This window comes from Chitinophaga ginsengisoli (assembly GCF_003014595.1).
GTDB classification, from domain to species: domain Bacteria; phylum Bacteroidota; class Bacteroidia; order Chitinophagales; family Chitinophagaceae; genus Chitinophaga; species Chitinophaga ginsengisoli.
Window position 1 is genome coordinate 168,686 of the sequence record NZ_PYGK01000010.1, and the last position, 19,831, is coordinate 188,516.

Consider the following 19,831-nt stretch of genomic DNA (forward strand, 5'->3'; position numbering starts at 1 on the left):
ATCCGTTTTCTCAAATGCCTATATTCCGTTTAATCCTTGCCCTGGCAGGCTGCTTTATCCTGTCAGAAAGCGCAGCACAGGGCAGCCTGTTAAAGACGAAGTTTTACTGCAGGGCCACTTCCGGAAAGACCGCTGCCATACTTCGTGAGCTATCCGGCTATTGTGGTGTGCCCATTGAGTTTTCACCTTCCAGCCTGGATACCACAAAAAGACATACACTCACGGCGGGGCGCACTTCACTGGGCGCAGTACTGGACAAAGTTCTGGCAGGCCAGTACGTTACCGTCACAGAAAGAAATAATAAGATCATCATTGGCAAAGGCAGCACTCCCCTGCCTGATGGTTATCTACAGGAGAAATATATGCTGTATGGGTACATACAGCAGGAAAGCGGCCTGGAGCCCCTTCCCTTTGCCTCCATCACCCTCCTGCCCAATAACCGGACCATCCAGTCGAACGTACACGGCTTTTACAGCCTTAACCTGCCGGCGGGCAAGTATGTACTGCTGATCTCCTTTTCCGGTGCGTCTTCAAAGACTGTAGCAATAGATCTGCAGGAAAACACGGTCATGAATCTTGTGCTCTCACCTGTGTTGCTTCCGGAAGTACAGGTCGATGCAGGTAATCTTCCCCGCCGGGATGCAGGCGTAAAACTGGACAGATACAAAGGAGGGATGTACAGCAATATGCTGGGAGAAACAGACCCCGTCAGGTCTATGTATCTCCTGCCAGGTAATACGGAAAGCCAGGAATCCGGTGGTAAACTGCTGGTACGTGGAGGAGACCCCGGGCAAAGCATGTTCCTGCTGGATGGCAATCCGGTGTTTAATCCAGCACACCTGCTTGGTGAAGTTTCGATATTGGGCAATACTAGTATTAAGTCTGTGTTACAATATAAGAATGATTTCCCCAGCCGTTTCAGCGGCGGACTTTCCTCCATCACTGCCATCAATACAAAAGAAGGCAACATGGAACAATGGAGCGGAGAAGCAGAGGCAGGGTTTAGTTCTCTGGCCTTTGCCATTGAAGGGCCGCTGAAACCGCAACGTACTGCCATGATGGTGTCTGCCAGACAAAGCCTGGGAGAGTCGGTCTACCATGACATATTCACCTATGATGCCAATTTTGGCGATATACACCTCAAGCTGACACACCTCTTCAACAAGCACAATAAACTGATGGTCAGCAGTTACATAGGCAACGACAGACTGGAATTAACACAAGACAACAGTCAGTACCTGCATCGATGGAATAATACACTGACAACCGTGAACTGGAACAGTATTATCGGTAAACGCGTATTTGCGACTACTGCTATTAACTACAGCAGTTATAACAATTACATGGGCATCATGTATACCCCTCCTTTTGAAGGTGTTATCGGTGGTTTGTCTGAAAGCGCTTCTTTGAATAACTATTCTTCCGGCAGGCGGTATGAGGGGAAAACAGATATCGAGATCACTACCAATAATCATTGGCAGCATTTTTTCGGAGGAAGATTTGAACATACCACCATACAGCCTTACCGTACATTGCTGAACGATGATCTTAAAGAAGATGCAGATGATTTCAGCAGCAGGACGGCTCTTCCATTTACAGATCTCATGTTGTATTATGAAACTGCCATAAGCATCGGTAACAGGTTGTTGCTGAGGGCCGGGATGCATTTCAATGAATACAGGCATAACGACTTTCATTTCCAGTCTTATCAGCCCAGGTTTTTCGCCAGTTATATGATTGACGAACGGCAAAGCCTCAGCTTAGCCTATACACATATCAGCCAGCTGCTGCACATGATCACAAGTCCTTATACAGGCATTGACAGGGAACTATGGATTCCGGCCAATGAACGACTAAAACCAGCGGAAAACAGAATGGTCAATATCGGCTATGAATACAAAGATCACAAGTCGATCCATATTACTGCAGACGTTTATTATAAGAACCTTAGCAACCTGGCGATGTTTGCCGGGAAAACCAATATTCTATACAGTAACGACAGCATAGAAAAAAGCATTGTTACAGGTACAGGATGGAGTTACGGCGCTGAAGCGGCCATTGAAAAAAGATATAACAAATGGAAGATGCTCTTGTCTTATACGTTGTCATGGAGCTGGCGCAAGTCTGACAGTTTGAATAATGGCATTAAACAACCATACCGTTATGACAGACGTCACAATGTGAATGTCTTATTGGGTTATCAACCTTTGAAGGGACTTGAGGTGAGCCTGCTCTGGCATTTTCATACAGGCGATTTTATTACACTACCGGCACTGATTTCCTTCAAGCCGGAAGAAACATTTAATACCAATATGGGCAATGTGCCTTTCAGGGGAACTATTTACAACAGGATGAATCTGAATGCCAGCTATCGTATTCCTACCAAAGGCCGGTTCAAACATTCCGTAGCTAGTGGTGTACATGCTATCATGCAATCACACGAACAATATATCACAACAATAACAACGACTTCAAGAAACTATACCATGCCCTTATACCAGGAACAGCTATTCAGGTTTAACCCTTATTTCACCTATAAATTAAGTTTCTAAGTCTTCCGCATAATTTTTTTTCCTGCGCATAGGAGTTTTTCAAAACATGCTGTCTTAACTACAGAAATCATGTTTAATCCTTTTACACTTATGCGTATCACAACATTAAGAGTTTTACTATTACTGACAGTAATATATTCGATTGCTTCATGCAGTAAAAAAGATACTAACATTCTTCCAGGAGACGTTCCCAATCGACCCAACCCGCCTGACTCTTCTCATCAACCGGGCGATTCCCTGCCGGGAGATTCTGTAATAGTAGCCAACTATCTTTCATTTACCAGTCATGGACAAGAGATCGCAGATGAAATAAATACGGCCACTGTAGCGCTGAAACTGGACAAGCCCGCAGCAAAACAAATCACTGTTACGATTGAGCTTAGCAATAAGTCCATTGAATATGGAAAGGACTATACGACGGTGCCTGCCGCTGACCAGGGAAAACTGAAAATAAATATTCCAGCAGGAACAAGTACATCGAGCTTTATAGTAAACGTGCCGGCAGACAAACCATTTAAAGAAGGCGATGGTATTGATTTCAGGATCACAGCTGTGGATACGCCCATCAGGATCGCAAATGATTCCGTACATGCGCTCCGGTTCCTGGAGAAGCAATATCTTGATTCATTGGCTAAGATGAAAATCAATACGGGACCTTATGGTGTATACAAAGTATTCGTTGATCTCAGTGAAAACAAACAGCTGGCAGTGGCACCTACTAAATGGGATTTCGGTTTCTATTCAGGTGGAGATGATTTCAGGGTAGTACTTAATTCTTCTGCCGGCATGCTGGTAAAACGCCTGGATAAAAACGACCTGAATGCAGTAACAGTGAAAGATACGACGGACATTGCTATAGCAGAAGAACTCATCTTCAGTGATCCACCTCATTATTTTGGCGCATCCGCTTCCTATTTTGACGATGCCAGCGGAGACCTTTCAAAGACAGCCATTGCAGCGATATCTGCCAATGCTGCCGATAACAAGGTGTATATCGTTAACCGTGGCTGGAACACTGGTACGACCAACGGGAAGCGCCCATGGCAGAAAATCCGCGTGCTGCGTAATAATTCCGGAGGTTACACTTTACAGTATGCAGATATCACTGCAACAAACTACAAGACAATCAATATTCCTAAAAATGACAGCTATTACTTCAATTATGTATCGCTTACCGAAGGATTGACAACAATAGAGCCTGAAAAGAAGCAATGGGACATCGCGCTTACCTGGCTGCCTATCAATGAAAAGACTTCAGGTGGTGAGGATGCGCCCTATTTCCGGTCGAATGTTTTCGTACAAAACAGGAATGTAACGGAGGCACAAGTCTCAACGAAGACCCGGTCTTTTGCTGCTTTTACTAAAGCTGATCTGACAGGATTAACATTCAGCAGTTCCCAGATAGCCATTGGTGCTTCCTGGCGTCTTTTATGGAACGATGTATATACAGTTCACCAGGACATATTTTATGTAGTTAAAGATGGTAATGGCCGCATATACAAACTCCGCGTCACCAACCATGGCGATCAGTACTCGCCGGAAATTGAGTATGCGCCCGTTAAGTAAGTTGCCAATGATAACCATATCCTGTTACCAGGTCCCGCACATGCGGGGCCTTTTCTATTGAAATACGTGGGTATTTACTTTAATTTAGGGCAGATATGATCAATATGACACGGGAAGATGCTATCTCTATATTCAATGCTGCGATAGACGCCGTGCAGCCCTCACACCTGATGCAGGAGCATGTGCAGCTACACGATGGCATACTAACAATATGCGATAAAACATTCTCATTACCTGCCGGCAGGCCGGTATGGATATTTGGTGCAGGCAAGGCGGCAGCGGCCATGGCACAAGCACTGGAACCTATACTTTCTGACGTTCCTGTTCAGGGTATTGTCATTACCAAATACGATCATGCACTCCCCTTGCAGCATATCGAGGTAGCAGAAGCGGGACATCCTTTGCCGGATGAAAATGGTGTACAGGCTACTGCGCGAATGGAGGCCAGGTTGAAAGCGGTGCAGCCAGGTGATGTCGTATTGTTCCTTCTCTCCGGAGGAGCCTCTGCCCTGCTGGCCGATTATCCCGAAGGGGCCAGTCTGATACAGGTACAACAGGTATTCGGGTTGTTGCTGAAAAGCGGTGCTGACATCCATGAAATGAATGTGGTACGTAAACACCTGTCGTCCATAAAGGGTGGTCAGCTGGCTTTACTGGCAGATACGGAAGCCTGGTGCAGTCTTATTCTCAGCGATGTAGTGGGCGATGATCTGTCTATTATCGGTTCCGGCCCTACTGTACCAGATCCTTCTACTTTTTCAGATGCAGTCGCCATACTGGATAAATATAATCTGACGGCCCAATTACCGTCGGTCATATATGACCACCTGCAACGTGGTTGTGCAGGTGATATTCCGGAGACGCCAAAACCCGGGCATCCGGGATTAAAGGCTGTACATAACTTCCTGGTGGGTAGTAATGCCATTGCACTGGCCGCGGCGGCACAAAAAGCGATCAGCCTGGGTTATGCGACCGCCGTGCTCACCTCCACCGCTACTGGCCAGGCCAGCGCCATTGCAGGAGAACTGGTGACAACGGCCAAAGACTGGAAAGGTCCGCGGCCGGCATGTATCTTAATGGGTGGAGAAAGTACTGTTACGGTTACCGGTCAGGGGCTGGGAGGACGTAATCAGCACCTGGCATTGGCGGCAGGCCTGTTACTGGCAACAGCGCCGGGTATTACGATCCTGAGTGCGGGCACTGATGGTACCGACGGCCCGACAGATGCCGCTGGTGCAGTTACAGACCGTGAACTGATGCACAGTGCCACCACACAGGGGCTGGATGCTGCGCACTATCTTGCGCAGTATGATGCTTACCACTTCTTTGAAAAGGCAGGAGGCCTAATTAAAACCGGCCCCACGCAGACTAATGTTATGGATATAATGCTGGCAATCATTTCATGAAGCGTTGGTTCATCTTCTCAGATTTTCTTAGGTTTGCAAAACTTTACGAGGACAGCGTTAGCATAAACCATTGGAGTACACGTAATTCCAGTATGAAAAAGGAGCAGCAATGTGACGATGCCCTTGTGATCAGGAGAAATCATTATTACTAAATCATTAATTATTTTCCGGAAGTCCTATTTTTGGGGGCTTAAACCTTGATATGCGTATGCTTAGAATGGAACAGACATGGCGTTGGTTCGGACCGAATGATCCGGTTAGCCTTGCCGATATTAAACAAGCCGGAGCAACCGGTATTGTAACGGCATTACATCATGTTCCCAACGGAGAGATCTGGACTGTAGAAGAAATACTGAAACGGAAGGAGATGATCGAAGCCGCAGGTCTTACCTGGTCGGTTGTAGAAAGCGTTCCTGTTCATGAGGATATCAAGACACAAAGCGGACGATTCAAGGAATATATACAGCATTACCAGCAATCCCTGCGCAACCTGGCGCAGTGCGGCATTTATGTTGTTACTTACAACTTTATGCCGGTGCTCGACTGGACAAGGACTGACCTGGCCTACACCGTTGCAGATGGTTCAAAGGCATTACGCTTTGAAAAAGCGGCCTTCCTGGCCTTCGACCTGTTCATGTTACAGCGTCCGGGCGCAGAGAACGATTATGATCCTGCGGAAATATCCATGGCAAAGGAACACTTTGACAGTATGACCGATGCAGAGAAAACATTACTGCAAAGGAATATCATTGCCGGTCTGCCAGGTTCTGAAGAAAGCTTTAGCTTACAGCAATTCCAGGCTGCCCTGGATAAATATAAAGGCATTGATGCCACCCAACTGAAACTGCACCTGTTTTACTTCCTGCAGCAAATAGCTCCTGTAGCTGAGGAAGTCGGCATTAAACTGGCTATCCATCCGGATGATCCTCCATTCCCTATCCTGGGACTGCCAAGGATCGTCAGCACCGAGCAGGATGCCAGGGAACTGCTGGCAGCTGCACCATATGCGGCCAACGGACTTTGTTTCTGCACCGGCTCTTACGGCGTACGTGCAGACAATGATCTGCCAGGTATGGTAGAACGCCTGGGTGAACATATTCATTTTATACACCTCAGAAGTACACAAAGGGACAGTATTGGCAATTTCCACGAGGCCAATCACCTGGAAGGAGATGTGGACATGTACGCAGTGGTAAGGGCCTTACTGGCTATTATGCATAAGCGCAGCGTGTCTATCCCTATGCGTCCCGATCACGGTCACCAGATGCTGGATGACCTTCACAAAAAAACCAACCCCGGTTACAGCGCTATAGGCCGCCTGCGTGGACTGGCAGAACTACGGGGCCTGGAACTCGGTATTGCACGCTCCCTCTTCAACAAATGAAAGTCCACACCTGCTGCCCATTGGCAGCTCTATAAGGTTGGGATCAGGAATGAAAGGGTGAGCAGCTGGTTACAGGAACGCTGATGACATTTAATTTAGTAGCTCCAAAAAATAATCAACATGAACAGTTCACTGGATGAGCAGTTAGAGCGGCATCTGGCGCAACGGCAACATAGTCTTATCAGGTTGTTAGGCTTGTTGAAGAAAGATATGGACTGTAGAATAATCGGGAAACTACAGCACAGAGGGTATAACAACTTCAAACTGGGAGACCTTGTGCTGATCGTAAACATTGAGCCGCAAGGGACAATTAACAACGAACTGGCTAAGAAAGCCCGTATCACCAAACAGGCTATGAGTAAAGTGGTGAAGAACCTGGAGGCAGAAGGGTATATCCGTACCTGCAAGCATGCCAGCGACAACCGGGCATCACTTATTTCCCTGACGGACGAAGGTAAAAAACTGATTATCTGCGCGGCCGAGAGCTTCGAGGAAATACAACAGGAGTACACCGGTATTATCGGAGAAGAGGATACCACTGCCCTGAAAGAGATATTAAGAAAGCTGGTATTCAACCTGCACCCGGAACAATGCGGATAATGGGTATTATTTTACCTCTTTCTAATATGCACTAAATTCCGGTGGCACTATAACGTTTATATTCGTTTGAGTATTAAATGTATGGTAGTTGCCTGCCATATCAACAATAAACTTATATCATAGGCCGAAAAATATAACATAACTGTTCACTTTTATATGTTCCGACGCAGATTCCGGCACAGGCATTGTATTATTATTTTTGTCTATTGACCAGTGATTTTATACTTTTAATATCAAGTAGCAGACGTAGCAACTTATGGTTTCCAGCCGGCTAATAAATAATGACGATGAATACATTGATGGTTTGCTAGACAGCTCCCCTGCCATTGTAGATGCTATTTACAAGCGTTTCGCCCGTAAAGTGAAACATATGGTGACAGGTTGGGGAGGTAATATCAAGGAAGCAGCCAATGTATTCGAAGATGTGATAATGGCGATATACGATTATGCTCATCTTCACAAATTAACCCTGACCAATCACTTCGAGCCTTTTTTCCTGTATGCCTGTCAACTGAAATGGAAACAGGATCTCATGCAAAAAGAGCCCGGCAAGGCCATGTCCTTCCATCCGGTAGCGCCCGCCCCCGGCCTTGACGAACAACATATCAGATACATTGAAGCAGCATTAGCTGCCCCTCACCCCCACGTCAGGCAAGGTGCGGACAATACCAGGGAAGAACTGGAAGAAATAATTGCTGACCAGCGGGAACGCTGGTTTCACACCAAAGATGGTCCCAACAGAAAGGTGAGCATCTACGTGATCATAACGGCAATAATAGGCGCTGGTCTGGCTGGACTATTGTTCGTTAGCCCCTGGCACAAGGACATCTACCGTCAGTTCTCAGGAACGGAGATGGTGCATGCACATCATCAACCAACAGAACAGGATACCGCATTACTTATGCATCAGGCAGCAGCAGCCTTTAATCATGGTCATTTCAATAAAGCGATAGGTCTACTTAATCAGATAATAGTTAGGGACTCCTTAAATACAACAGCCCGTTACTACAGGGGAATCAGCCTTGTAGACGAGGGTAATCTTGCAGAAGCGCGTAAAGATCTTCAAACGGTTTTCAACAGCCATTCACCGTTCCGCTATGATGCCGCTTTCTATATGGCTTTAAGTTATATCCGTGAAAGAGATAAACAACAGTGCCTGGAATGGGTGCTTAAAATTCCGGAGAACGCCCCCATATACTGGAAAGCAGCGAGGCTCAAAGAGGAAATATCTTACTAGATCAATTCAGGTGGATCATGTGCTTGCTGAAGTGAATAATACTTTCTACTTCACCCTTGATCAATTCGTAGATCTGAACTTTGTCCTTTTTGATCATAATGAGTTGTTGCAGAACGAGGTAGTAGGTTTCTCCACCGTGGCCACTCATCTGGGCCCTTAAAATCTCTTTTTTGACTTCTTCAAAACCAACAGCTCCCAGCTTTTGGTAGATTACGTTAAGTTCTTCAATCCATTTCATAGGTTATGTGTTTTTGCATAGGCATATAAATTTATTCATAATATAATTAATAAACAAGGGGTTGGAGATATTTTTTTTATTGTGTCGGGCATACAATTTATCCCTTTTCCATTCGTCTACATTTCTGGAAACTATATTATCATGTCTGCTCCCCTCCCTTTGATCACCTCTTATGAGCTGGGAATTAAATCTCCGGCAGGTGTTCCTTTTTACATAGAAAAACTGTCTGCCCAAACAGTCAATGATGAAAGGATGCAACATCTGCACCGCCATGATTTCTATGTACTCGGCCTATGCCTGGAAGGCGCTACCACCCACATGCTGGACTTTAAGCAGGTCACCATTAAGACGGGAGAAATGCTGCTCCTTATCCCCGGACAGGTACATCAGACGATGGATGACGAGGGCTATGGCGTGAATGGTTACCTGATCGCATTTACTGCCGATTTCCTGTTACCCATGCAAATCGTATTGCCGAATTATCCGTCAGGCCCTGTTCAGCTTCCATCGGCAGATCTGCAACAGGCCATGTTGATATTCGGCCAGCTTCAGAAAGAATATATAGAGCGGTCACCACAATTTGTGGCAATGTTACAGCATTACCTGGCCCTGCTGATCATGCTCTTTCATCGCCATGCCGCGCCCCATACGCAGGCAGGCCCTCCGCTTCTGAGACGCTATAAAGAATTACTGGCCATACATTTCAATGAATGGACGAAACCAGCCCAGTATGCCAGCGCCATGCATGTCTCTGCCGATCATCTGAATGAAGTGGTAAAACAGCATACAGGGCAGACAGTTTCTGCCCTTATCAGTGAGCGGCGTATACTGGAAGCGAAACGACTCCTCTTACATGCCAATGAGAGCATCAAAGAGATCGCCTGGCACCTGCAGTTCAATGAAGTATCTTATTTCAACCGCTTCTTCAAACAGCATACAGGTTTTACGCCCGCTGCCTTTAGAGAGAAAGCCCGGGAAAAGTATCTATCTGACCCGGAATAGTATAAATACCTGCCTTAGGGGCTCGTTTAGCTTTGCATTATTATGTCATACCTGAAAGAAAAAGCCACGGCATTCCTGATGTCGCGGATAGGAAAACCCGCGCACGTTACTGCTGCGGAATATATTACAGACAGCCTGCTTGCCATCACACTACACATGCCTGAATTTGTGAAATGGCGCAGCTGCCAGCACCTGAAGTTTGAAACAGAGAAGTCTCACTTCAGGGACTATACGCTGGCCCAATGGGATGAAGCCAACAAACAGGGTATCCTGCTCATAGATGTCGGGCATAAGGGCCCGGGCAGCAACTGGGCAAGGCAGCTGCAACCTGGACGCTCCCTGTTGTACGCCGGCCCCGGGGGCGGCTTTCATCAGCCTACAAACGCGCCTCATCTTGTTTGTATTGGTGATGCCAGCGCTATCGGACAGTTTACTTCTTTGTACCACCGGATAACGTCGGGACAACAAGTGCATACCCTCATCAGTCATCAGCAGGCACTGCCAACCCAAATATTGGGCATGCCCGTACAAACCACACCTGCTCATATTGCAGGCATCGAACGCTGGTTATTGCTGCAGCCGCTCCCGATGCACGATACCACATGTTATGTAGCAGGACATATTCCTATGGTGGTACAGATAAGAAAGCTGCTTAAACGACTGGGAGCGCAACAGATCAAGGCCCAGGGGTTCTGGGAATAAAAAACGCCCCGTAGAGAACGGGGCGCCTTCTTATATCCGAATTAATCAATTATAGCCATCGTTCTGCTTCAGGTTGCCTCCTCCCAGGTCAATCTGACGCTGAGGAATCGGGAACACCTTATTCTTGGCAGCAAATGTTTTGCCATGCGCGGCAAAGGCAGCGGCAGCCCGTCCGGGTGACAGTGCATCCTGCCTGATCAGGTCAAAGAAGCGGTCATGCTCCATCGCCAGTTCCACCCGCCTTTCATGCCAGATGGATTCCCGGGTCACACTTCCAACAGGTCCCAGACCGGCACGCGGATGTAATGCATTGATATCAGTTATTGCTGCACCCGGATTACCTAAGGCCAATGCAGCTTCGGCATGGATCAGCAGGATCTCGCCATACCGCAGTATGCGCAGGTTCTTTGGCAGGCGCCCCCTGTTACCGCAATTGGATTCGGCAGTCTGGCTGTGATACGATTTGTAATTATAACGGGCGTTTTCCACACTATCCCGGCCCGGTACACGGAAGCCATCCCAAAGGAAGGTGCCATTAGGATTGATGAAGATAATCGTAGCAGCCTCCCTGCGATCGCCGTCGTCATACTCATCCACCAGACTTTGGGAAGGAGTACCAAAGCCCCAGCCAAGGTCTGCCCAGCCAAACTTACCGCCCGCACGGGGAGCCTGACATTCTGCATAGTTGGCGATAGCTGCTTCACAGGCTGAATTTATCCCTGTCTGTACTTCAAACAGGGATTCCTTGCTATTTGCCCCTGCTTCCCGCCAGATTTCGAAATAATCGTCCAGCAAACCATAAGTACCTACTTTCTGCGTGATGATAGAATCAGTAAGGCTAAACGCCCTTTGCCAGTTCTGGCGATACAACATCACCTTGGCCAGCATACCGGCAGCAGCACCTTTTGAGACCCTGCCATCAGCTGAGTTGGGAGCGCCTTTAGTCGCCACATTAGCCAATGCATATTCAAGGTCTCCTATGATCAAAGCATAGATCTCATCTACACTGGCCTTGGTCTGAAAGGCGGCGCTGTTTGCCTCTTGTGGCGTAATCACTCTATCTATCTTCGGCACACCTCCAAAGAAGCGTATGAGGTCAAAATAGAAATAGGCACGTAGGAAACGTACCTCTCCCATCAGCTGATTTTTCATCGTCGCATCCAGCGTACTGGCGTCGAGGGACGCCAGCGCCTGATTGGCACGTGATACACCCAGAAAGAAAAGCCTCCAGATGCTGTTCAGCGTATTAACAGAAGCGTCCATTGTCAGGTTGTCTAAAGCACCTGAGTTGGGTGAATCATCCGTAGGATTGCTGCCTTTATCTGCATCATCAGAAGCGATATTGGTCATTTGTACATAAGCAAAGCCATGCATATCGCCTTCCCACATGGTATTGTACACACCAACCACCAGTTTCTGGGCAGTAGCAGGGTCGAGTGCGGAAGCCTCCTGGTCCAGCTGCCCCTGAGGCCTTACATCCAGATAGTTGCTGCAGGAAGTAACACCGGTTAACAGTGCTGTCATGAGGCAGCAACAGATTGTTTTATGCTTGCGTATAAGATTCATTGTGTTCCGTTTTAAAATGTGACGTTAACACCCAGCGCGAAAGTGCGGGTGGTTGGATAAGCGCTCAGTTCAATACCGGCATCCAGGATACCGCTTTTGTTGTTGGTAGCATTTGCATCATCAATTGTACCACCTGGTAATTCCGGGCTGAAACCACTGAACTTCTTCAATGTGAAAAGGTTCTGGGAAGTGGCATAAACGCGGAAGCTGCTGATACCGATCGCCTTCATGGATTTAGCGGCGAAAGTATATCCCAGCATCAGGTTGTTGAGACGCAGATAGGTGCCTGATTCCACGAAATAGGTAGAAGCGGGGGTACCGGACGAAATAATCCGGGGATCGGTGGATGAAGGCCGTGCCGTCGTCCAGCGCTTTTCAGCATATTTTGCTTCTATGTTATCTGCCGGGTCAAAACGGAAAGCCTTTTTACCATTATAGATCTTGTTGCCTGCATTACCGTAAAAGTTAGCACTCAGGTCAAAGCCTTTATAATTGAGGCCCAGGTTAAATCCGAAGAAACATTTGGGCTGGAAAGAGCCTGCATAAATTTTGTCGTTGTCGTCGATATCACCATCATTATCCACATCACGGTATTTCAGATCACCGGGAGCAGCGCCTGGCTGCAATACGTTACCGTTCTTGCCTTTGTAGTTATCTATTTCTGCCTGATCCCGGAATACACCGATGGCGTCCCTCACGTAGAAACTACCTACAGGATGGCCGTTGTCTGTACGGGTCACAAAACTCTGCTGCCCAACGTTACCACCGAGCAATGCCTGACCTCCATTAAGCCCTGTAAGCTCGTTCGTGTTAAAGGTGATATTACCGCCTATATTGTAGCTCAGATCTTCGGTGATCTTATCCTTCCAGGTCAGGGTGATCTCCCAGCCCTGGTTCTTAAAAGAGGCCGCATTGGTGATATAGGAGTTATCCTGGTCACCCAGGATAGCAGGGGTGTTCACAATCACCAGTGCGTCTGTTGTCTTTTTATTGTAGTAGTCCACCTCACCGCTTAACCTGTTTTTCAGCAGGGCGAATTCGAGGCCGACATCATATTGGGTGGTAGCCTCCCATTTCAGGAATGGATCTTTGATCTCTTTCAGTGCGCCACCGATACTGACGTTCCCGTTAAACACATAGGGCGCATCCACACTGGTCACTGCTATATAGGCATTAGTGGGGATGTTATCGTTACCCAGTTTACCCCAGCTGCCGCGTAGCTTCAGAAAATCGAAAACACCGCTGCCTTTCATAAAACCTTCTTCAGAGATCACCCAGCCCAGCCCTACTGTAGGGAAATATCCCCAGCGTTTGCTGAACTTCGAGCTACCATCTGCACGTATGGAGGCACTCAGCAGGTAGCGGCCGTCATACCCGTAGTTGATACGTCCTACAAACGACTGACGGGCATATTTGTCGCCGACATTCGAGAGAGTAGACTGTATATTGGGATCACCCAGGTCCAGGTACCAGAGGTCTTCACTTTCCGGTACATTGATACGTACTCCCTTCAGGGATGTGCTGTAGAACCCTTCTGTTACGGAACCAGCCAGTACCGTAACGGAGTGTTTGTTGAACGTCTTGTCAAACGTGATGGTATTATCCCATATCCAGCCCTGTGAGCGGTATTCTTCGCGGGTCAGCCGGCTGTTCTGGTTCTGTTGGTTACCACCGGCTACCAGGAAGGTCTTATCGTCGTTAAAGTACTGGTAGGCATAGATACGGTCATTGCCGTACTTCAGATCGGCATTAAAGCCTGAACGAAGTTTCAGGAAGCGAAACGGGGAATATTCCAGGGCCACATTACCCTGTAAACGGTTTTCCTGGCGGCCGTCATTTCTTTTATTCAGCGACAGTAGTGGATTACCCACGTTGGCCCAGCCGGAGGTGTTACCATACCGACCACCTTCCATTGCCTTCACGATGGGGGCTGCCCTATAGATGTTCCGGTAGGTATCTCCCAGTTCCACATCGCGGGAGGTAGCCCGGGAGTAGGACAGCTGGGTAGTAAAACGCAACTGGTCGGTAATATTGACCTCATTGTTGGCCCTGAAGGTGAATCGTTTGAAGTTGTTGGTAGTGATAATACCATCTTCCTGTATATAACCACCGCTCAGGTAATAGGTACTTTTCTCGGAACCGCCTGACACAGAGATGTTGTGATTCATCTGGAAAGCCTTTCTAAGCACCTCGTTATACCAGTTAGTGGTACCATTGTAAACATAAGGGTTGTTCACAGCGTCTTTACCAGGCGCCGCGTCAGCGAGGTAGTTTATATATTGTTCACGGCTGGCCATTTTTACCAGACTGGAGGCTTCCCGGAAGCCAACGTTCGCGTCGTATCTTACCTGTGCGGCCCCAGCCTTTCCTTTACGGGTAGTAATGATGATCACACCATTAGCAGCGCGTACACCATAAATAGCAGCGGAGGCATCTTTTAATACGTCCATGGTTAAGATATCTGCAGTGGCAAGATTGCGGATATCATCCGTCAATACCCCATCTACCACATACAAGGGGTTAGCACCTGCCAGTACAGACCCGGTACCACGTACCCTGATCTGTGGCTGGGAGTTGGGTTGTCCGGAAGAGATCACCTGCACTCCAGCTATACGGCCCTGTGCAGCCTGGGTGACCGTCTGCACTGGCTGGGTCAGCAGGTCTTCGCCTTTAACGGAGGAAATAGCCCCTGTGAGGTCCTTTTTACGCTGGGTGCCATACCCAATTACCACCACCTGTTCCAGCTGGCTTTCTGAAGACCGCAGGACAATGTTCAGGGGGGATGTTCCCGCTTTTACTTCCTGACTTATATAACCGAGATATGAAAAGATGAGTGTATCTTTTCCTGCCGGCAGATTGATGGAGAAAACACCATCCGGACCTGAGGTAGTACCTGTATTGGTACCTTTGACACGGATGGTCACTCCTATGAGGCCAACTCCGTTATTATCCTTCACTGTCCCTCTTACAGGTCCCTCCTGTTCTGCAGGTCTGCTGCTATGGGTTGAGGCCACCGCTCCCTCTGCCGGGTCAGATGCCTGCTGTGCTACGGCTGGAAAGGCTGTAAACAGGGCCAATAGCAGCAGAGAGCCGGCTTTGTTTGTACCATTAATTCTCATAACGATGATTTTTGTTGCTTGGGTTTGATCAATTACTATGCTGACAGTTCGATAGTTAAGTATGCGATAGTTTTAGGTTCAATGATGATATATGATAGTTTAAAAGGTGATGAATGAGGCATGGGTAAACGGACAAACGACCGCGGTACAATACATGGATTATTCTGCTACGGGTACTGCGGAATACTATAAGCGCTTAAATGACACGGGTGACAAGCAGCTACAGACAATTGGCTCTGGCCGAAAATAGCATGTTCCAGTTAGATAACAAAACAGGGAATAAAAAGTTACAGATGGGGGAAACGAACAGACTCAACTACCCTACAAGTCTTTCCTGCATAGCTTTAACAATGGCGCCGGAACGGGAATTTACATCCAGCTTACGGTAGATATTCATAATGTGTGAGCGTACGGTGCCTACGCTGATGTGACAATGTTCGGCTATTTTTTTATAGGTATCTCCATTCACAAGACAATCAAGTACTTCGAGTTCACGGGGCGACAGGCCATAACGGTGTTCCTGCGCGTTGCCCGTCTTACGGTTAAAAAAGGCCAGTACCTTTTGCACCGCGAGAATATTGGTTTGCATGGCAGCTTCGTATACCTGGGAAAAGAAATTGGTCAGTGATGCCGGAGGACTCAGTGATACATTACGTGAAAGAACGTTGGCTACAGAAAATTCATTACCATGCGCGGTGAACAGTATGATATTCATGTCAGGGTAAGCAGCTTTTAATATACCGGCGGCCTCAGTAGGCGTTAATCCGGGAATATCCATGTCCATGAATACGATGTTGCTTATATCTTTCGCTAGCTGTTGGATAAGTTGTTTGGCTTCGCCCTGTCCTTCTGCATCTAAAGCATCAGCTTCATCAGTCTGTCCAGCGCCGTTACGCCTCACATTTTTCATAATGTTCTTTTTGGGTTTGAAATGTTGCGAAACCTTTTTCCGGTCACTGCAAGTACTGGCGATTCGTCTAGTAGTATGGCCACAACATGTTAAAACTGGCTAGATTTCATGGTTTCACATACTGAAACAAATTTGATACAAATACCAGCAGTAGTCAATCGGATAAGTATATGATTTTTCAATAAATACTAATAAACAAATTATTCAATATTAAAAATATCCCCAAATGAAAGGCGGGATATCTGGCATTGGCAGAGTTTGACATAGGTGTAACGCGGAGTAATTTTATGTTAGCAATTTACAGGTAAATACTGAAAAAACTAGTCGTGTGGTGTAAGGATCTGAAACTAGTTGTAAGTCATTGGATGATATCTAAAAAGTGAGGTGTCCTTAACAATCGGTTAACCATGGATTCAAAATATTATCTCTAGTTTTGATATAAATAACCCTTTTTAGTACTGATTATCAAATATTTTATTTTGTTGCGGTTATCGATATTCTTGCCATTCTGAAATCCGCAACGGTTGACATGTGAATGTTCAGGGCCCTTACCCATCAGTTGGTAAGGGCTCTTTTTATGTACGGGGCTGAAATCCATTTTTTCATACCGGGGTTGAAACCCCATTTTTTATACCCGGGGTTGAAACCCCGCGCTACAAACAAGGGGACTCCTACGGAGTCCTATTATGGTTTGTTTAATGACGGTTGTTTATAGAGTACGCTTTAAACATGCCTTTACCATGCTTTATACATGCCTTATACATGCCTTTAGGTTGGACTTGTGACAATTCCCGACCGGATCATCCATGGTACAGATAGTATCCCACTTCGCCCGGGAGTCGGTGGAGGCTATATCCTATAGGCTCTCTACTATAGCATTATAGGCACTTTGTATAGCGTTCGCTATAGAATAGTACCTGTAATGTAGCACTAGAGAGCCTATAGGATATAGCCTCCACTGAATCTCTACCGCATCTCCACCGAATACACAACCCCATGCCCGCCAGGGTGGCTATTACGTTTTGTGGAATACGTTATTGTCCCGGCTATTATTCCAGGAGACAAATACCTACTCGCGGTTGGCTATTGCGTTTTTGAGGAATACGTTCGTGGTTGTTCCGGCCCTATTATAGCCAGTGGGCGCTGATCCGGCCTGTCTGTCTTTCCCGCTGGGAAATAAGCCCTGTTCTCATATGGATATAGTCATCACAGATACCTGCAATATGATGCAGATTGATCATGAACTTACGCCTTACCTGCAGAAAGCAATCTTCCGGCAGGCATGCCCAGATCTTCTCAGGAGAGTCTTCAGTGATGACGTGTGAATGGGTCAGGTGAAGCACGCAACCATCGGCCCGGACTTCGACAAACTGAAGTTCCTTCAGAGGTATCCTGATGCGCTGGCCTTTTGAGTGGACATGAAATACTGTATGGTGGTTCATTTTAACTGGAGCAGTGGTTATGGCTGATATAAAGTTTTTTATAGTATACAGATTTAAAATCTAGCAGGTAACTGAATAGAAACCTGCGTACAGAAGCTTATGAAATCTAAACCGTCTTATGAGAAAAGTATTTTGAAAATTCGTTCGTTTGGATGTATAGGAAAGATATAAAGGATTCATCAATGGGTGGTTAACTCTCTGTTAATGCAATAGTTAATACGGAGTTAACTGCGGAGTGTCGGACTCCGCAGCAATTCCGTTCAGGCAAGGGAAATCCCCTGCAAATCAAATAAGAGCAGGAGGAAAACGAGTTACGGTAACAGGAACGAAATATTCGTAAACATACCCTGAAGGAGTACCAGGGCAAGCGTCAGGTTTTTCACGAAACGAATATTGAATCCGCCCTTTTCCGAATAGTAGTAGCTTTCCTTATAGCGGTCATAAGCTATCGGAGCTCCAAGCTCTTTCATCATTTTAAGGAATTCAAATAATGTCCTTTCGGAAATACGCAATCTTTTAGCAAGATGAGCGGGCTTTCCGGTGCCTTTGATCCTGATCAGATAATCAATGGTCTGCAGTCTTTCAAAATAACGTTTAGGCATGCTGGCATAGTGGGGTTTACAATGAACAGATTAAATTATAATTTCTTTTTGCTTCCTTGTTCGCATCGGCTTTCTCCGGGCTAATGTTGTGAGTAGCCATAATGTTTGTGTCTTTTTGTATCGATTGCTGAATGCTATGATGATATATTCTTATTGGCAACGGCATCTTCATAAGACTTTATTAATTGATCCGGATCATACAAACAGGGTCCACCGTTTCCGGTAGTTATAAGTGTAATTTTCATAAACATATATTTTGAGGGTATACGATCAAACTCAAATCTGCATAAAAGATGGCCCTTATGCAAGCTAAAGAAATGTACTGCTATTTTGTTGCAGCCCGACTGGTTTTTGTTGTTGTATTTCATACAGCAAGAATAAACTCCCCCGGTTGAAACCTGGGGAGTATTCATCAAAAACCAACCATTAAAAGTCTCTTCCACCGCGGTTTTCGTCCGCACAGATCCACAACCGGGCAATGTCTTCTTTAAAAAATATTTATCCATTATAGCTGTAACCTTCAGATAACTTTTAAAACTCTCAGGTAGATACCCGAGGGCTGTATCCATGGCTGACAAATAGTGGTATATCCTTTAACTTTCTTTCGCTGCATCACTACGTTGTAATACTACAATACGCGCCGCAGAAATTAGTTAATAAGATGTTAACGGAACAAAATTGTCCACCTCGCCAAGGCTAAGCGCATGTATATGAAAGATTTATAAAAAAGGGGAAGTAGAACGTTTTAGCAAAGAAACGCCCGGTCGTTAACATGTTGTTAAGTGAAAAAGGGTACTTAGCGTTGTACGATATAAGAGAGTATTTGTTGTACTACGCTGACGGCATCGTCATTATAATGATGCCCACCGGGCAACACAACCTGTTTGTAATTACTGATGGTAAGCGCCTTACTGTCGAAATCCTTTTCATTCTGCCCGAATATCAGCAACAGCGGCTTACCGGTTATATTGTTCATTGCGGCAGGTACATTCATACTACCAGGTGTACTTGACTTGCCCAGCATGTCGGATATATGCACCACCATATCTGTACTGGCAGAAGGAGACATAAATACCAGGTGGTGCACCTGGTCCTGCAACATCACAGGCAGCTTGTGATAAATAAATGGCAGCACATCTGCTCCCATGGAATACCCTACGAAAATAAACGAGTGGTTGTTCCACTGCGTTGCATAGTATTGCATCAGCGCGGCCACATCCGCAGCAGCCTGTTCCGGTGTCTTTTTACTCCAGAAGTATTTTAATGCATTCAGTCCGATAACGGGATATCCCCTACCTGCCAACGTATTCACGATATCTACCGAAAACTTTTTCATTCCCCCGTCGCCGGTTATATAAAACACCACGGGACGACCAGCCACGGGAACTGCAGGCACCTTCACCGTTACGGGCAGTTTACCGATGTCACTCTGTGCACTCACTGACATAGCGCCGGCCATCATTACCAGCAATAACAACACATACTTTCCTCTTCTCATATTGTTC

At 46.5% G+C, this 19,831-nt stretch carries 15 protein-coding genes; 8 read left to right on the forward strand and 7 right to left on the reverse strand.

The window, feature by feature from the left end:
- The first annotated feature begins 14 nt into the window (after positions 1 to 14).
- From CLV42_RS22495 to CLV42_RS22520, 6 genes are all read left to right on the forward strand, one after another.
- On the forward strand, positions 15 to 2,552 hold the full coding sequence (locus CLV42_RS22495) for a TonB-dependent receptor (RefSeq protein ID WP_106604172.1): 2,538 nt from the start codon (positions 15 to 17) through the stop codon (positions 2,550 to 2,552).
- 90 nt (positions 2,553 to 2,642) lie between these two features.
- On the forward strand, positions 2,643 to 4,118 hold the full coding sequence (locus tag CLV42_RS22500; RefSeq protein WP_170117607.1) for an HmuY family protein: 1,476 nt from the start codon (positions 2,643 to 2,645) through the stop codon (positions 4,116 to 4,118).
- Positions 4,119 to 4,213: 95 nt separating this feature from the next.
- On the forward strand, positions 4,214 to 5,524 hold the full coding sequence (locus tag CLV42_RS22505) for a glycerate kinase type-2 family protein (RefSeq protein WP_106604174.1): 1,311 nt from the start codon (positions 4,214 to 4,216) through the stop codon (positions 5,522 to 5,524).
- A 208-nt stretch (positions 5,525 to 5,732) separates the two neighbouring features.
- On the forward strand, positions 5,733 to 6,908 hold the full coding sequence (gene uxuA, locus CLV42_RS22510) for a mannonate dehydratase (RefSeq protein ID WP_106604249.1): 1,176 nt from the start codon (positions 5,733 to 5,735) through the stop codon (positions 6,906 to 6,908).
- Positions 6,909 to 7,028: 120 nt separating this feature from the next.
- Positions 7,029 to 7,508 (forward strand): MarR family winged helix-turn-helix transcriptional regulator, encoded by a 480-nt coding sequence (locus CLV42_RS22515; protein ID WP_106604175.1) that lies wholly within the window; start codon positions 7,029 to 7,031, stop codon positions 7,506 to 7,508.
- A gap of 304 nt (positions 7,509 to 7,812) precedes the next feature.
- Positions 7,813 to 8,745: a tetratricopeptide repeat protein gene (locus tag CLV42_RS22520; RefSeq protein WP_170117608.1), complete on the forward strand. Its 933-nt coding sequence runs from the start codon at positions 7,813 to 7,815 to the stop codon at positions 8,743 to 8,745.
- A gap of 1 nt (position 8,746) precedes the next feature.
- On the opposite strand, the gene CLV42_RS22525 is transcribed toward CLV42_RS22520, so the two are convergent.
- Complete coding sequence (locus tag CLV42_RS22525) at positions 8,747 to 8,983, reverse strand: hypothetical protein (RefSeq protein ID WP_089809602.1); 237 nt, start codon at positions 8,981 to 8,983, stop codon at positions 8,747 to 8,749.
- Positions 8,984 to 9,124: 141 nt separating this feature from the next.
- On the opposite strand from CLV42_RS22525, the gene CLV42_RS22530 reads away from it, so the two are divergent.
- A complete protein-coding gene (locus CLV42_RS22530; protein ID WP_106604177.1) occupies positions 9,125 to 9,985 on the forward strand; it encodes a helix-turn-helix domain-containing protein in 861 nt (286 codons plus the stop codon).
- A gap of 42 nt (positions 9,986 to 10,027) precedes the next feature.
- Positions 10,028 to 10,687 (forward strand): siderophore-interacting protein, encoded by a 660-nt coding sequence (locus CLV42_RS22535; protein WP_106604178.1) that lies wholly within the window; start codon positions 10,028 to 10,030, stop codon positions 10,685 to 10,687.
- Positions 10,688 to 10,732: 45 nt separating this feature from the next.
- Here CLV42_RS22535 and CLV42_RS22540 read toward each other — a convergent pair whose 3' ends face one another.
- The 6 genes from CLV42_RS22540 to CLV42_RS22570 all read right to left on the reverse strand — a co-directional run bounded on the left by CLV42_RS22540 (position 10,733) and on the right by CLV42_RS22570 (position 19,824).
- Complete coding sequence (locus tag CLV42_RS22540; protein ID WP_245901719.1) at positions 10,733 to 12,211, reverse strand: RagB/SusD family nutrient uptake outer membrane protein; 1,479 nt, start codon at positions 12,209 to 12,211, stop codon at positions 10,733 to 10,735.
- Between the two features lie 53 nt (positions 12,212 to 12,264).
- Entirely contained in the window at positions 12,265 to 15,372 is a 3,108-nt protein-coding gene (locus tag CLV42_RS22545; RefSeq protein ID WP_106604180.1) for a SusC/RagA family TonB-linked outer membrane protein, read from the reverse strand.
- A 316-nt stretch (positions 15,373 to 15,688) separates the two neighbouring features.
- The gene (locus CLV42_RS22550) at positions 15,689 to 16,282 is read right to left on the reverse strand and encodes a response regulator transcription factor (RefSeq protein ID WP_106604181.1); all 594 of its coding nucleotides are present in this window, start codon (positions 16,280 to 16,282) and stop codon (positions 15,689 to 15,691) included.
- A 1,127-nt stretch (positions 16,283 to 17,409) separates the two neighbouring features.
- Complete coding sequence (locus tag CLV42_RS22555) at positions 17,410 to 17,724, reverse strand: LytTR family DNA-binding domain-containing protein (protein WP_106604182.1); 315 nt, start codon at positions 17,722 to 17,724, stop codon at positions 17,410 to 17,412.
- Positions 17,725 to 18,035: 311 nt separating this feature from the next.
- On the reverse strand, positions 18,036 to 18,326 hold the full coding sequence (locus CLV42_RS22560; RefSeq protein WP_106604183.1) for a hypothetical protein: 291 nt from the start codon (positions 18,324 to 18,326) through the stop codon (positions 18,036 to 18,038).
- A gap of 796 nt (positions 18,327 to 19,122) precedes the next feature.
- Positions 19,123 to 19,824 (reverse strand): AcvB/VirJ family lysyl-phosphatidylglycerol hydrolase, encoded by a 702-nt coding sequence (locus tag CLV42_RS22570; RefSeq protein ID WP_106604185.1) that lies wholly within the window; start codon positions 19,822 to 19,824, stop codon positions 19,123 to 19,125.
- Between the last annotated feature and the right edge of the window lie 7 nt (positions 19,825 to 19,831).

Bases quoted from the DNA above. Each gene is read 5' to 3' on its own strand.
- CLV42_RS22495 (WP_106604172.1), top strand. From the start codon at position 15: ATGCCTATATTCCGTTTAATCCTTGCCCTGGCAGGCTGCTTTATCCTG.
- CLV42_RS22500 (WP_170117607.1), top strand. From the start codon at position 2,643: ATGCGTATCACAACATTAAGAGTTTTACTATTACTGACAGTAATATAT.
- CLV42_RS22505 (WP_106604174.1), top strand. From the start codon at position 4,214: ATGATCAATATGACACGGGAAGATGCTATCTCTATATTCAATGCTGCG.
- uxuA (WP_106604249.1), top strand. From the start codon at position 5,733: ATGCTTAGAATGGAACAGACATGGCGTTGGTTCGGACCGAATGATCCG.
- CLV42_RS22515 (WP_106604175.1), top strand. From the start codon at position 7,029: ATGAACAGTTCACTGGATGAGCAGTTAGAGCGGCATCTGGCGCAACGG.
- CLV42_RS22525 (WP_089809602.1), bottom strand. From the start codon at position 8,983: ATGAAATGGATTGAAGAACTTAACGTAATCTACCAAAAGCTGGGAGCT.
- CLV42_RS22530 (WP_106604177.1), top strand. From the start codon at position 9,125: ATGTCTGCTCCCCTCCCTTTGATCACCTCTTATGAGCTGGGAATTAAA.
- CLV42_RS22535 (WP_106604178.1), top strand. From the start codon at position 10,028: ATGTCATACCTGAAAGAAAAAGCCACGGCATTCCTGATGTCGCGGATA.
- CLV42_RS22540 (WP_245901719.1), bottom strand. From the start codon at position 12,211: ATGACAGCACTGTTAACCGGTGTTACTTCCTGCAGCAACTATCTGGAT.
- CLV42_RS22545 (WP_106604180.1), bottom strand. From the start codon at position 15,372: ATGAGAATTAATGGTACAAACAAAGCCGGCTCTCTGCTGCTATTGGCC.
- CLV42_RS22550 (WP_106604181.1), bottom strand. From the start codon at position 16,282: ATGAAAAATGTGAGGCGTAACGGCGCTGGACAGACTGATGAAGCTGAT.
- CLV42_RS22555 (WP_106604182.1), bottom strand. From the start codon at position 17,724: ATGAACCACCATACAGTATTTCATGTCCACTCAAAAGGCCAGCGCATC.
- CLV42_RS22560 (WP_106604183.1), bottom strand. From the start codon at position 18,326: ATGCCTAAACGTTATTTTGAAAGACTGCAGACCATTGATTATCTGATC.
- CLV42_RS22570 (WP_106604185.1), bottom strand. From the start codon at position 19,824: ATGAGAAGAGGAAAGTATGTGTTGTTATTGCTGGTAATGATGGCCGGC.